Origin of the sequence: Streptomyces atratus, assembly GCF_040655115.1 — a bacterium.
Lineage (GTDB): Bacteria > Actinomycetota > Actinomycetes > Streptomycetales > Streptomycetaceae > Streptomyces > Streptomyces atratus_D.
In genome coordinates this window covers 1,315-14,551 of the sequence record NZ_JBFAJH010000012.1, presented here as the reverse complement: position 1 = coordinate 14,551, position 13,237 = coordinate 1,315, and the positions used below count along the sequence as shown (strand labels likewise).

Here is a 13,237-nt window from a genome sequence, read left to right as displayed (position 1 = left end):
CCTGACCAGGGCGACAGCCCGCCCGACCCGAACGGAAGCACGAGGCCAGAACCAGTGGAGAACCAAGGCGGAATCACCGTGCAGCGCGCCCTGGAACTGCCGGGGCTGCGCAGCGGACTCCCCGAGGTGCTGGCCGGCGCGGACCGGCTGAACCGCACGGTGCGCTGGGTGCACGCGGGCGAGGTCCCGAACATCGCGTCCCTCCTCAAGGGCGGTGAGCTGCTGCTCACCACCGGTCTGGGACTCGGCACCCGCCCCGCCGAGCAGCGCACCTTCGTGCGCAGGCTCGCCGACCGCGGGATCGCCGCCCTGGTGGTGGAGCTCGGGCCGCGCTTCAGCCGACTGCCCGCCTCGATCGTGGACGCCGCGCGGGCGGCCGGTCTGCCGCTCGTGCAGCTGCACCGCGAGGTGCCGTTCGTGACGGTGACCGAGGAGATCCACACGGAGATCGTCAACGGCCATTACGCGCTGCTGCGGCAGGCCGAGGACGTGCACCGGCGGTGCACGGAGGCGCTGCTCGGCGGCGGCGGGGTGCCCCAGGTGCTGGGCATCCTGGCGGACTTCACGGCCAATCCGGTCTTTCTGGAGACGGCGGACGGCCAGCTGCTGTACGCGGCGGGCCCCGGATCCGGCCCGGTCTCCGCCGATCCGCTCCAGGTGTGGGACGGGATGCGCGGCGGCCGGGCGGCCCGCGAGGCACCGCCCACGGGTGCGGTGCTGGTGGATGTGCCGGGCGGCGGCCCCGGGTCCGGTTCGGTACGGGCCAGGCTGGTGCTCCTCGCGGTGTCCGGGCCGCTGGTGACGGTGCACCGGATGGCGGCGGAGCGTGCGGCGGGCATCCTCGCCGTGGTGCTGATGCAGGCCCGCCAGGAGGAGGAACTCGCCGCGCGCGGCCGCGGCGACTTCCTGACGGACCTCGCGGAGGGCCGGATCACGCCGGAGGACGCACCCGCTCAGGCCCGCGTACTGGGCTTCAAGCCGGGCGGGGCGCCGCTGCTGCCGGTGGTGATGCGACTGGCCCCCGAGCTGTCCCCGTCGGGCAACTGGGCGCTGCTGGCGCGCGCGGTCCTGGAGGAGCTGTCATCGGTGGGCGTGCCGGTGCTGCTCGGCGTACGCCCCGTGGAGGGCAGGGTTCCGCTGCTGCTCGGCCTGCGGTCCGAGTCGGAGCGTACGGCTGTGGCCGACCGGGTCGCGGCGGCACTGCGGGCCGGCGTCGAGCGGGCCGGGCTGGAGCGGGCGGGCTCGAATCCGCCGGTCGTGGTGGTCGGGGTCACGGGCGGATGGGCCGCGGCCGGGGCGGGGCTGCGGCACGCGGCGGAGACGGCGACGGCCGCGCAGGGGCTCAGCGACCGGCCCTGGTACGACGCCCGGCGCCTGGACATCGACCTGCTGCTGTGGCGACTGCGGGACCATCCGGACCTGGCGGCGTTCGTGGAACGGGCGATCGGCCCGCTGCGTGATCACGACCGCACCTCGCGCCCACCGCTGCTGCCCACCCTGGAGTCGTATCTCGCCCACGCGGGCCGCAAGGCGGAGACAGCCCGCGACCTGCACCTGAACCGCCAGACCCTCTACAACCGCCTGGCCCGCATAGGCGAGCTGCTGGGCACGGATCTGGACGATCCCCAGACGGTCCTGGCTCTGAGCCTGGCCCTGAGAGCCCGCCGCCATGCCAAACCGGGAGCGCCAGGCGAGTGACAACAAGGCGACCTCCGGACGCCCCCGGCAACCTCACCATCCCCGCCCGACCGCCAACGGCTGAACCAACTCGTCGTACACACTCAGGACTTGTGCGATCGTGTCGTCCTCCGTGGGCCAACTCACCGCCTGCGCCCGCCCCGCACCGGCCATGTGCTCCCGGGCCGCCGGGTCCTCCAGCAGCCGTACAACAACCCGCGCCATGGCCTCCGCGTTGCCGTACGGCACAAGTTCCGCCGCGTCCCCGACCAGTTCGGGCACCCCGCCCACCGCCGTGGCGACCAACGGCGCCCCCAGCCGCAACGCCTGCTGCGCCACCACCGACCGTGCCTCCCACCGGCTGGGCAGCAGCGCCAGATCGGCGGCATCAAGAAGTTCGGCGACGTCGTCGCGGCTCCCGATCAGCCTGACGGGCAGCTCCTCGTCCCGGATCCGGCGCTGGAGCGCGCCCCGCCCCCGCCCCTCCCCCGCGATGACCAGCAGGGGTACGGGGTCGAGTTGACGCCACATCCGTGCCGCGTCGAGCAGCACGTCGTACCCGCGATGCGGTACGAGACTGCCGATGGAGACGAGTAACGGCCGATCCAGCACTCCGAGTTCGGCCCGCACCTTGCCACCGTCGCGAACAGCGGCGGGAATGCGCGACAAGGGAGTCGCGACCGGCGAGAGCCTCACATCGCGCGCGCCCCGCCGCCGCGCCCGGTCGACCAGGTCCGACGACGTACCGAGCACAACGGCCGCCGCCCGGGCGGCCCTTCGCTCCAGCAGGTGAAGCACCTGGCCGCGGGCACCTTCGGCGTAGGCCCGGGTGTGCCAGGTCAGAACCAGTGGAGTGCGGCGCCCGCCGAGCGCAAGACCCGCGCGTACGCCGGCGTGCAGCCCGTGCGCATGGACAACGTCCGCCCCCACGCAGGCGCCCCGCAGAGCGGCGACGGCGGCGGGGTCGCTGCGCCGCGGCACGGGGACGAAGCGGGCCCCCGTGCCGGAGAAGTCGTAGGCACGGTCCAGGTCGGCCGGGGCGCAGACGGTGACGTGTACGCCTCTCGCCACCAGCCCTGCGGCCAGCGAGCTGACGTGAGCGCTGCTGTCCGCACTGCCGCCGCCCAGGACTTGGACCGTACGCAGTTGTGACACGTTGAATGGCTCCCGGGGCAACCGAGTCGGCGGTATGTGCACCGCCAAGGATGCCAGTCCGTACGCACGTTCCGGCACCGCGGAGCTGTGGTTCCGGTGTACACAGCGACAACCGGGCGTTCGCTACCACCCGGACGGGTGAGGACAACGGTGCGATATTGTCACGCCGACGACCCGGCGACGCGTCAGCGCCCCGACAGCACGTCACCGATCCGACAGCACCGTGCGAGCCCGCTGATCCGGTCCCCGTACACCGCCGCGGCCACGACCCCCGCCGCATGGGCGGCGAGCCCGCCCCGGCCGTTGCCCTCGACGATCGCGACACCGACAGCCGCGCCCAGAGCATGCGCGCCCGCGTCCCCGATCATGGTGCGTTCCCCCAGCTCCTCGGCGGCGAGGGCTGCCACGGCCCCCATCGGCGCGGCGGCGAGTCCGCCCCGAACCAGTCCCGGGGTCCCGAGGGCGAGCACGGTGGCGGTCGCGATGCCCGGTCGCAGATCCGTCAGGTTGACGAGATGAGCGGTGCCGGCGATCACGACACCGGCGAGGATCCGGTCGACGGGCCGTTCCTTCAGCAGGGCGCCCGCAGCGAGCCCGGCCGCTCCGATGCCGAAGAGCTTCACGGCACCACTGGTCACCTCGCCGTGCCGCAGCGCGGTCAGATGGGCGCGGAACCCGCGGCGCGGATCCTCGGCTCCGGCGAAGTCGTCGTACGCACCACAGCCCCCGGCGGCCAGCACGGCAAGGGCGGCGGCGGTCCGGGTGCGGGGCCGCAGCGGGAGCACGGCGGCCCCGGCCGCGGCACCGAGTACGACGGCCGGACCGGCGTACAGATCGACGGTGTGCCCCGCGTAGTTGGTCCGCGACCACCCCGGGCGCGGCCGTCCCCGCAACGCCCGGTACACCCCACCCGCGACCCCGGCGGCGACGGCGCCGGCGGCGACCCTGCTGATCATTGTTCCCATGCGCGCCAGGCTACGAGCCCGCCCCGAACGCTCGGACGCGGGGGCGCCGAGGTCCACCCGCACCACCGAGCCGTGGAGACACCGAGGCCCGCCCGCCCCCACACCGAATGGCGAAAACGCCCCCGCACAGCGGTGCGTCGCCGCCTACCCGTCCGCCCGCGCCGCGGCCAGCAGCTCCTCCGCGTGCGCCCGCGCCGTCTCCGAGTCCTCCTGCCCGGCAAGCATCCGGGACAGCTCCCGCACCCGGTCCTCGCCCTTCAGGACCGTGACACCGCTCCGGGTCACCGCCCCGTCGACCGTCTTCTCGACCAGCAACTGCCGGTCGGCGAACGCCGCCACCTGTGGCAGGTGCGTGACGACGACCACCTGCGCGGACTTGGCGAGCTTCGCCAGCCGCCGCCCGACCTCGACGGCAGCCTTGCCGCCGACGCCCGCGTCGACCTCGTCGAAGAGGTACGTGGGTACGGGGTCGGAGCCCGCGAACACCACCTCGACGGCGAGCATCACCCGGGACAGCTCACCGCCCGACGCTCCCTTGGCGATGGGCCGGGGCTGAGCGCCGGGGTGCGGGGCCAGCAGCAGTTCGACCTCGTCGGCGCCGGACGGACCGTAGAGCACGCTCCGCCCGCCGATGTCGATGCCGGACGCCTCGTCCGCCGCGTCGGTCTGCCGGATGTCGAAGGAGACCCGGGCGTGCGGCATGGCAAGAGAGGCCAGTTCCTCGGTCACCGCTTCGGCGAAGAGCGCCGCCGCCGCCCTCCGCGCATCGGTCAGCGCCTGCCCGAGCCCGGAGAGTTCGGCCCGCAGCGCGTCCCGCTCGGCCGTCAGCTCGCCGATCCGGTCGTCGTCACCCTCGAGTTCGGTGAGCCGGCCGGCCCCGTCCTCGGCCCAGGCGAGAACGGCCGCGATGTCCTCGCCGTACTTGCGGGTGAGCGCGGTGAGCGCGGCGCGCCGCTCCTCCACCGCGGCGAGCCGCAGCGGGTCGGCGTCCAGCTGGTCGGCGTACCCGGCCAGTTCGCCCGCCACATCGGCGAGCAGGATGGAGATCTCGCCGATCCGGTCAGCAAGCGCGGCGAGCGCCGGGTCGTGGGCGCGGACGGCGTCGAGCGACCGCCCGGCCGCCGCGACGACGGTCGTCGCGTCGACGCCCTCCTGGTCCTCCGGGTTGCCCGCGAGCGCTGCGTGCGCGAGGGCGGCCGCGGAGGCGAGCGCTTCGGCGTGACCGAGCCGCTCGGCCTCGGCGGCGAGATCGGTGTCCTCGCCGGGCAGCGGTTCGACGCCGGCGATCTCACGCAGTCCGAAGCGGAGCAGATCCGCTTCCTGGGCGCGTTCACGGGCGCGCGTGGTCAGCTCGTCGAGCTCCGTGACGACGGCCCGCAGCCGCCGGTACGCCGCCGTATACGTGGCATGCGGCACAGCGACGCCGTCGCCCGCGTACCGGTCCAGGGCCTGCCGCTGCCGCGCGGGCTTGAGCAGCCCCTGCTGGTCGGTCTGGCCGTGCACGGCGACGAGTTCGTCGGCGAGTTCGGTGAGGACGCCCACCGGCACGGACCGTCCGCCGAGATGGGCGCGCGAGCGCCCCTCCGCGGAAACGGTACGGCTGATCAGCAGCGCACCCTCGTCGATTTCGGCCCCGGCCTCCTCGGCCCGTACCGCGGCCGCGTCACCGACGGACACCGTGATCCGTCCCTCCACGACGGCAGCCTTGGCACCGATCCGCACCAGGGCGGGGTCCGCGCGCCCGCCGAGCAGCAGCCCCAGGCTGGTGACGACCATGGTCTTGCCCGCGCCGGTCTCGCCGGTCACCGCGGTGAACCCGGGTGACAGCTCCACCACCGCGTCGTCGATGACTCCGAGCGACCGTATCCGCATCTCCTCCAACACGGACACGACCTTACGAGGTCCGGACCCCGGTGTGCGACGGACCCCGGCCGCGGATTCACTCTCCCGTGCACCGGAGGCCGTGATCTGCGGCACCGATGCGATCAGTGGGGAGCACCCCGCCACCCCGAGACGGGCAGCGCGAACTTCGCGACCAGCCGGTCCGTGAACGAGGCATGGTGCAGCCGCGCCAGCCGTACGGGCACCGCACCGCGCCGCACCTCGACGCGCGCCCCGGCCGGCAGTTCCACGGTCCTGCGTCCGTCGCACCACAGCACCCCGTGCGGCGTGTGCGGCTGGACCTCGACGGCGAGCACCGAGGTCGGCGACGTCACCAGCGGCTTGGCGAACAGGGCGTGGGCGCTGATCGGGACCATCAGCAGCGCCTCGACCTCCGGCCACACCACCGGGCCGCCGGCCGAGAACGCGTACGCCGTCGAGCCGGTCGGCGTCGCACAGACGATCCCGTCGCAGCCGAATCCGGTGACCGGCCGGCCGTCGATCTCCAGGACGACTTCCAGCATCCGCTCGGGCGACACCTTCTGCACGGCCGCTTCGTTGAGCGCCCAGTCCGTGTGGACGATGTCGCCGTTGCTGTGCACGAGGACATCGATCGTCATGCGTTCCTCGACCGCGTACGCGCGGGTGACGACGCGGTCGACCACCTTGTCCAGGTCGTCGCGCTCGGCCTCGGCGAGGAAGCCGACCCGGCCGAGGTTGACGCCCAGCATCGGCACCCCGGAGGCCCGGGAGATCTCCGCACCGCGCAGCAGCGTCCCGTCCCCGCCGAGCACGATCAGCAGCTCACAGCCGTCCACGGCCCCGGGCGTGGCATCCTCGACCGTCTCCACGGACGGCGGGAGCGGCAGATCGGCGGCCTCCGCGGCAAGGACCCGTACGCCGAGTCCACTGCGCAGCAGCCCTTGTACGACGAGCTCGGCGCTGCGGATCGCGGCCGGACGGCCGGTGTGTGCCAAAAGAAAGACAGTTCGTGCCGCATTCGTCGTCAACGAGGCCCCTCCGCCACTGCACGGTCGACATCCGCGGGATCCAGTTCAGATGCTCCGGCCCGCAGCCACAGAAAGTACTCGACATTGCCGGACGGCCCCGGCAGCGGGCTCGCGGTCACTCCGCGCACTCCGAGCCCCAGCGCCCAGGCCCGGCGCGCCACCTCCCGTACCGCTTCGGCCCGGAGCTCAGGGCTGCGCACCACACCACCGCTGCCCAGCCGCTCCTTGCCGACCTCGAACTGCGGCTTGACCATCAGGACCAGGTCCGCGTCGGGGGCGGCGCAGCGCGCCAGGGCGGGCAGAACGAGTCCCAAGGGGATGAACGACAGATCGCCGACCACCAGGTCCACCGCCTCTCCGTCGATCGCGTCCAGCGTCAATTCACGTACGTTGGTACGGTCCTTGACCGTGACGCGTTCATCGGACTGCAGCGACCAGGCGAGCTGCCCGTAGCCCACGTCGACAGCGACGACATGACCGGCTCCGGCCCGCAGCAGTACGTCGGTGAATCCACCGGTCGACGCCCCTGCGTCGAGCGCCCGCCGCCCCTCGACCTTCAGCCCGAGGGGGACGAAGGCGGCGAGCGCGCCCGCGAGCTTGTGCCCGCCGCGCGAGACGTACTCGGGGTCGCTGTCGTCCTTGATGACGACGACCGCGGCGCTGGTCTCGACCTGGGTGGCGGGTTTGGTCGCGGTGTTGCCGCCGACGGTCACCCGCCCTGCGGCGATCAGCTGGCTCGCATGCTCGCGTGAGCGGGCGAGGTTTCGGCGTACCAGCTCGGCGTCGAGGCGGCGACGTGCCACTCCTGCCACGTTCGGTTCAGCTCCTGTTGTTGTACGAGGGCATCGGTGCGGGTGCGGGCCGGGCGTCCAGCGCGGTCAGCGCATCACGCAGCCCACGGTGTACATCCTCGTACACCTCGACATGTCCGTCCGCCGGGAGGTGGTCCGCATCGGCCAGCCGCTCCAGCCGCGCGTCCACCGCGGCGTCTCCGGTGGGGGTGCGCGTGACGCCGAGGGGTGCGGGGGCTGCGGGCTCGGGTGCGGGGCCGGCCGTCTCGTCCGGCTCCCCGGACGCCGTCCCGGGCTCCGGCATCAAGTCGCTCATGCGGAAACGCTACCGCGAAGGCCTGGGGTACCGTCGGTCACGATGGCGACCATGGCGGAGTGCCGCAGCGCACTCGACAGACTTTCCGGCAACCTCGCGACGGCCGAGGGCGACGTGCGCAGCGCGGCTGCCCTGGACCGCTCGCTGAGCTGTCACATCAAGGACCTCGGGATCACCTTCACCGGCCGTCTCAGGGATGGCCGGATCCAGGTACTCGACACGGTCGAGGGCCCGCCGAGCGAGAAGGCCGAGATCCGCCTCGCGATGATCGGCGACGACCTGGTGGCCATGGTGAACGGCAACCTGAACTTCGCAAAGGCCTGGGCCTCGGGCCGAGTCCGGCTGGAAGCAGGCTTCCGAGACCTCATGCGCCTCAGAACACTGCTGTAGTGCACTCGGCCCACCAGCTCGTAGGGCAAGGACCACACCCGCAATCAAAGCGGCCGCGCCGACCGACCAAGCCCGCCACAATCAAGCCCGTCCGGCGGTTGAGGACGGAGCCCGCCGAGCAGCGCGGTGACGATGCCGGCCTGCAGCTCGGACGGCCGGGCGATCACCCGCCCCACCACGTCCGCGCCGAGCAGCAGCACCGGCGAGAGCACGGCCGCGTACGGCAGGATCCACCGCATGTCGGGGCCGGTGATCGCGCGCACCAGGTGCGGGATCATCAGCCCGATGAAGACGATCGGCCCGCAGGCGGCGGTCGCGGCCCCGCACAGCAGGGTGACGGCGAGCATCGCGAGGACGCGGGTACGGGTCAGGTGGGCGCCGAGCGCCCTGGCGGTGTCGTCGCCCGTCTCCAGGGCGTTCAGCGGTCGGGCGATCAGCAGTGCGAGGACGACACCGACCGCGATGAACGGCCACACCTTGCCGACGGTCTCCATGGTCGCCGAGGCCAGCGATCCGACCGTCCAGAACCGCAGCCGGTCGAGCGCCGCCGCGTCCAGCAGCTGCACGGCATTGACACAGCCGAACAGCGCCGCACCGGCCGCGGTCCAGGCGAGGGCGAGGCGTACAGGTGTCGCGGACCGGCTGCCACCGAGCAGGTACACCGCTACCGACACGACCGCTGCGCCCAGGAAGGCGAACCACACATACCCGGTCAGCGAGGTGACACCGAAGAAGCTGATCGCGGACACGACAGCTGCTGAGACTCCCGCGCTGACCCCGAGCAGTCCGGGTTCTGCCAGTGGGTTACGGGTCAGGGCCTGCATCACCGCACCGGCGAGGCCGAGCGCGGTGCCGACGATCAGCCCGAGCACAGTGCGCGGGATGCGCACCTCCCGTACGAGGACGTCGCCATGGGTCCCCGAGGCGTGGAACAGACCGTGCCAGACATCGGCGAGCGGCAGCCTTGGCGCCGATCGCGATACTCGCGAGGCACACCAGCACCAACGCGACCACGGCGGTCAACAGCCCTGCGCCACGGATCGCATGACGCCCGGGGGGCACGGATGTCACCGGCGCGGCTCTGGGACCTGCGCTCGGCTCCGGCGGACTCTCGACCAACGCGAAGTTGGGTTAACCTACCCTCTCAAGTTGTCGAATCACCGGACCCTCGCGCGCAGCAGAACGTCACTTACGCCCGATTCCTCCCCCTAGGGTCCGGTGCCCCGGCAACTCCCGCAGGTTCCCGCCCCGTTGCCCGCGCCCTGCCCGCAGCACCCTCCGGCAGCCGACGGACTACAGCCCGAGCCTGGCCACCGCCTTCCCCGCATCGAGCCGGCACGCCCCTTCACCGGCGTACGACCAGGCAGCCCCGCACAGCGCCCGCAGCCCGTCGAGCACGTCCCCGTCGCCCTCCAGCGCCAGCTCGTCGCCGCGCACCGCGGCCGTCCAGCCACCGCAGCCGAACCCGCCGCCGTTCTCCGTCACTTCGGGCTGACCGGTCAGCAGCCCCCGCAGATCCGCATCCACATACGTCGGCCGGTGCTTCGGCTCGGCCGCCACCAGCTGCGCCGCGTCCGTCACCCCGGTGAGTACCAGCAGTGAGTCCACGCCACCGTTGAACGCACCCTCGATGTCCGTGTCGAGGCGGTCCCCGACCACCAGCGGCCGCTCCGCCCCGGTCCGCAGCACGGTCTCCCGGTGCATCGGCGGCAGCGGCTTCCCGGCGACCTGCGGCTCGGCACCGGTGGCGATCCGTACGACCTCGACCGCCGCACCATTGCCCGGCGCGATCCCGCGAGCGCTCGGAATCGTCACATCGGTGTTGGACGCGAACCACGGCACCCCACGGTTGATCGCGTACGCAGCCTCCGCGAGCCGCCCCCACGCCATGTCGGGACCGCCGTACCCCTGCGCCACCGCCACCGGCTCGTCGTCCGCCGACTCCACCGGCACCAGCCCGCGCTCCACCAGAGCGACCTTCAACCCCTCGCCCCCGACCACCAGCACCCGGGCCCCGGCCGGCAACTGATCGGCCATCAGCCGGGCCACCGCCTGCGCCGAGGTGATCACGTCGGCGGGCTCGGCCGGCACTCCGAGCTCGGTCAGATGGTCCGCCACGGCAGCCGGTGTACGCAGCGCATTGTTGGTCACATAGGCGAGATGCATTCCACCGGCCCGCGCGGCACCCAGCGAGTCGACGGCATGGACGATCGCGTGGCCGCCCGCGTACACCACCCCGTCAAGATCCAGCAGGGCCGTGTCGTACGCCTCGCTCAGCGCAGTGCTGATCCCACTCGGCCGGGTCCTGCTCGCCTGACTCATATCTTTGCTCCTCGTTGCATGCCTCTTCCCCCGATCATCGCGCATCGCCACAACGCACATACGATGCAGAAATGAACACACCGGGTCCCGCCCGCCAGGGACTGCGCCTGATCCCGTTCCGCGGACTGCGCTACGTGCCCGAGCGGGTCGGCAGTCTCGCCGCGGTGACCTCACCGCCGTACGACGTCGTCGTGCGCCCCGACGGGCTGCATCACCTGGAATCGGCGGACCCGCACAACATCGTCCGGCTGATCCTGCCGCAGGCCGACACGCCTGCCGCCCGCAACGAGCAGGCCGCCGAGACCCTGAACCGCTGGCTCGACGAGGGCATACTGGCCCCCGAGAGCGAGCCCACGCTCTATGTCTACGAGCAGCACAACGACGAGATCCTGCAACGCGGCATCGTGGGAGCGCTGGCGCTCTCCTCCCCCGCCGACGGCATCGTCCTGCCGCACGAGGACGTCATGGCCCCTGTCGTCGAGGACCGTGCCAACCTCATGCGCACCACAGCCGCCCACCTGGAACCGCTCCTGCTCACCTACCGCAGCGAAGGCGACTCGACCGGCGCGACGGCTGTGATCGAGCGCACCATCCACCGGCCGCCGCTGCTCGCGACGACCACCGAGGACGGCTACAGACACCGGCTCTGGGCGGTCACCGACCCGGCCGACCGGTCGGAGATCGAGACCGACCTGGCCCGCCACCAGGCGCTCATCGCCGACGGCCACCACCGCTGGGCCACCTACCTCCGGCTGCAGCAGGAACACACCAACCCGGGCCCCTGGGACTTCGGCCTGGTCCTCCTCGTCGACACGGCCCGTTACCCGCTCCGGGTCCGCGCCATCCACCGGCTGCTGCACCGCCTCCCCGTCGCCGACGCACTGGCCGCCTTGAACGGCAGCTTCCGCGTCCGCGACATCGAGGGACCGCTCCCCGTGGCCCTCGACGCCCTCGCCGAGGCGGCCGCCGAGGGCAACGCCTTTCTGCTGGCGGGCGACGGCCGCTTCCATCTCATCGACCGCCCGGACAAGGCACTGCTGGCCCGCACCATCCCGGCCGACCGTCCACTCGCCTGGCGCTCTCTCGATGCGACGGTCCTGCACGCGACGCTTCTCGACCACGTGTGGCAGATCCCCGACACCCCGGAACACATCGCGTACATACACGACACCGAGGCAGCCGTGGACCATGCCGAGCGCAACAACGCCACAGCGGTCCTGATGCATCCGGTCCGCGAGGAAGTCGTCCGGGACCTGGCCCGGCAGGGAGTCACCATGCCCCGCAAGTCGACCTCGTTCGGCCCCAAGCCGGCAACGGGCCTGGTCCTGCGCAGCCTCACCCTCGACTGACCGGACACAGACGCGGACACAAAAAGAGGGCGGCACCCCTTCCGGGATGCCGCCCTCTCTCATGTCCTACGCCTTCGTCGCCCCGCCCTCATCCGCATCGTCGACATCGGCTTCGGCCTCGACCGGCTCGTCGTCACCCTCGCCGAGAACGTCGACGAACTCGACACCGTCCAGCTCGGCGAGCCGGTCCGACGCGTCGGTGGCACCGTCCTTGTCGGCCTCCAGCGCCTTCGCGAACCACTCACGCGCCTCGTCCTCGCGCCCCGCGGCCAGCAGCGCATCGGCGTACGCATAGCGCAGTCGCGGCGTCCACGGGTGCACGGCGCTCGAGGCGAGCTCGGAGCTCTGCAGCGTGACAATGGCGGCATCGATCTGCCCCATGTCCCTGCGCGCACCGGCGGCCACCAGGCGCATCTCGACCTGCCCTGCCTTGTCCAGCTTCTGCACCTCGGGCTCGCCGGCCATGGCCATCGCCCGCTCGGGCCGCCCGAGTCCACGCTCGCAGTCGGCCATGACGGGCCACAGCTCCACAGAACCCGTCATCCGCTTCGCCGCCCGGAACTCGGCCAGCGCCTCCGAGTACTTCTGCGTCGCGTACGCGGCAAAGCCGGCGGCCTCACGCACAGCAGCCACCCGCGAGGCCAGCCGCAGCGCGATACGCGAGTACGCGTACGCCTGCTCGGGGTCCTCGTCGATGAGCCGGGCGACCATGACGAGGTTGCGGGCAACATCCTCGGCCAGGGTCTTCGGCAGGCTCATCAGCTCCTGCCGCACGTCCTTGTCGATCTCGTCACCGGTGACGTCGTCGGGAATCGGAAGCCGCTTGATCGGCTCACGGTCCCGGTCGTCCCGGCGGTCGTAGCCACCACGGTCGTCGCGCCCCCGGTAGCCACCACCCTCACGGTCGTCCCGCTGTCCGCGATATCCACCACCGGCACCGCCGCCGCGGCTGTCGTCGCGACGCGGCCCACGCGGCCGGTCGTCACGACGCTCGAAGCCACCACCGGAACGCCCACCACGGTCATCCTCACGCCGCGGCCCGCGGTACCCACCACGGTCATCCTCACGCCGCGGCGCACGGTCATCGCGGGGGAACCTGCCGCCACCGCCGCCGCCACGACTGTCATCCCGGCGGAAGCCACCAGCACGGTCGTCGCGACGGAAACCGCCCCGGTCACCGCCACTCGTGGGCCGACTGTCGTCCCGACGGAAGCCACCACGGTCACCGCCACTCGTGGGCCGACTGTCGTCGCGGCGGAAGCCACCCCGGTCACCACCACTGCGGCTGTCGTCGCGGCGGAAGCCACCCCGGTCACCACCACTGCGGCTGTCGTCGCGGCGGAAGCCACCCCGGTCACCACCACTGCGGCTGTCGTCGCGG

The 13,237-nt window shown here is 72.5% G+C and carries 11 protein-coding genes and 2 pseudogenes; 3 read left to right on the top strand and 10 right to left on the bottom strand.

Annotated features, from left to right (window positions below):
• The first annotated feature begins 54 nt into the window (after positions 1–54).
• On the top strand, positions 55–1,698 hold the full coding sequence (locus AB0I23_RS16290) for a PucR family transcriptional regulator (protein ID WP_359109837.1): 1,644 nt from the start codon (positions 55–57) through the stop codon (positions 1,696–1,698).
• Positions 1,699–1,731: 33 nt separating this feature from the next.
• Here AB0I23_RS16290 and AB0I23_RS16285 read toward each other — a convergent pair whose 3' ends face one another.
• The 6 genes from AB0I23_RS16285 to AB0I23_RS16260 form a co-directional block, all read right to left on the bottom strand.
• The gene (locus tag AB0I23_RS16285) at positions 1,732–2,832 is read right to left on the bottom strand and encodes a glycosyltransferase family 4 protein (RefSeq protein WP_359109836.1); all 1,101 of its coding nucleotides are present in this window, start codon (positions 2,830–2,832) and stop codon (positions 1,732–1,734) included.
• Positions 2,833–3,017: 185 nt separating this feature from the next.
• Positions 3,018–3,797, bottom strand: a complete 780-nt coding sequence (locus tag AB0I23_RS16280; protein WP_436846945.1) for a hypothetical protein — start codon at positions 3,795–3,797, stop codon at positions 3,018–3,020.
• 144 nt (positions 3,798–3,941) lie between these two features.
• On the bottom strand, positions 3,942–5,687 hold the full coding sequence (gene recN / locus AB0I23_RS16275; protein WP_359109835.1) for a DNA repair protein RecN: 1,746 nt from the start codon (positions 5,685–5,687) through the stop codon (positions 3,942–3,944).
• A gap of 95 nt (positions 5,688–5,782) precedes the next feature.
• The gene (locus AB0I23_RS16270; RefSeq protein WP_359109834.1) at positions 5,783–6,688 is read right to left on the bottom strand and encodes an NAD kinase; all 906 of its coding nucleotides are present in this window, start codon (positions 6,686–6,688) and stop codon (positions 5,783–5,785) included.
• Positions 6,685–7,500 (bottom strand): TlyA family RNA methyltransferase, encoded by an 816-nt coding sequence (locus AB0I23_RS16265; protein ID WP_359109833.1) that lies wholly within the window; start codon positions 7,498–7,500, stop codon positions 6,685–6,687. Before AB0I23_RS16265 ends, AB0I23_RS16270 begins: the two co-directional genes overlap by 4 nt.
• 7 nt (positions 7,501–7,507) lie before the next feature.
• The gene (locus tag AB0I23_RS16260; protein WP_359109832.1) at positions 7,508–7,795 is read right to left on the bottom strand and encodes a hypothetical protein; all 288 of its coding nucleotides are present in this window, start codon (positions 7,793–7,795) and stop codon (positions 7,508–7,510) included.
• Positions 7,796–7,837: 42 nt separating this feature from the next.
• Between AB0I23_RS16260 and AB0I23_RS16255 the strand changes: the two genes are divergently transcribed.
• Positions 7,838–8,185, top strand: a complete 348-nt coding sequence (locus AB0I23_RS16255; protein WP_359109831.1) for an SCP2 sterol-binding domain-containing protein — start codon at positions 7,838–7,840, stop codon at positions 8,183–8,185.
• 44 nt (positions 8,186–8,229) lie between these two features.
• Here the strand turns inward: AB0I23_RS16255 and AB0I23_RS16250 are convergent.
• Positions 8,230–9,256, bottom strand: a pseudogene (locus AB0I23_RS16250) (FecCD family ABC transporter permease).
• A gap of 222 nt (positions 9,257–9,478) precedes the next feature.
• The gene (locus AB0I23_RS16245; RefSeq protein ID WP_359109830.1) at positions 9,479–10,507 is read right to left on the bottom strand and encodes an HAD hydrolase-like protein; all 1,029 of its coding nucleotides are present in this window, start codon (positions 10,505–10,507) and stop codon (positions 9,479–9,481) included.
• A gap of 71 nt (positions 10,508–10,578) precedes the next feature.
• Here AB0I23_RS16245 and AB0I23_RS16240 point away from each other — a divergent pair, with 71 nt between their 5' ends.
• Positions 10,579–11,856, top strand: coding sequence for a DUF1015 domain-containing protein (locus AB0I23_RS16240; RefSeq protein WP_359109829.1), 1,278 nt, complete (start codon positions 10,579–10,581; stop codon positions 11,854–11,856).
• A gap of 66 nt (positions 11,857–11,922) precedes the next feature.
• Here the strand turns inward: AB0I23_RS16240 and AB0I23_RS16235 are convergent, their stop codons facing one another.
• Both AB0I23_RS16235 and AB0I23_RS16230 read right to left on the bottom strand, forming a co-directional pair.
• Positions 11,923–12,615 (bottom strand): tetratricopeptide repeat protein, encoded by a 693-nt coding sequence (locus AB0I23_RS16235; RefSeq protein WP_359109828.1) that lies wholly within the window; start codon positions 12,613–12,615, stop codon positions 11,923–11,925.
• Positions 12,615–13,237 (bottom strand): annotated as a pseudogene (locus AB0I23_RS16230) (hypothetical protein); the annotation flags it as partial. The pseudogene AB0I23_RS16230 and the gene AB0I23_RS16235, both read right to left, overlap by 1 nt.

What these genes read in the sequence shown, in the direction of transcription:
- AB0I23_RS16280 (WP_436846945.1), bottom strand. Translation starts at nt 3,797, where the DNA reads ATGGGAACAATGATCAGCAGGGTCGCCGCCGGCGCCGTCGCCGCCGGG.
- AB0I23_RS16260 (WP_359109832.1), bottom strand. Translation starts at nt 7,795, where the DNA reads ATGAGCGACTTGATGCCGGAGCCCGGGACGGCGTCCGGGGAGCCGGAC.
- AB0I23_RS16255 (WP_359109831.1), top strand. Translation starts at nt 7,838, where the DNA reads ATGGCGACCATGGCGGAGTGCCGCAGCGCACTCGACAGACTTTCCGGC.
- AB0I23_RS16245 (WP_359109830.1), bottom strand. Translation starts at nt 10,507, where the DNA reads ATGAGTCAGGCGAGCAGGACCCGGCCGAGTGGGATCAGCACTGCGCTG.
- AB0I23_RS16240 (WP_359109829.1), top strand. Translation starts at nt 10,579, where the DNA reads ATGAACACACCGGGTCCCGCCCGCCAGGGACTGCGCCTGATCCCGTTC.
- AB0I23_RS16235 (WP_359109828.1), bottom strand. Translation starts at nt 12,615, where the DNA reads ATGAGCCTGCCGAAGACCCTGGCCGAGGATGTTGCCCGCAACCTCGTC.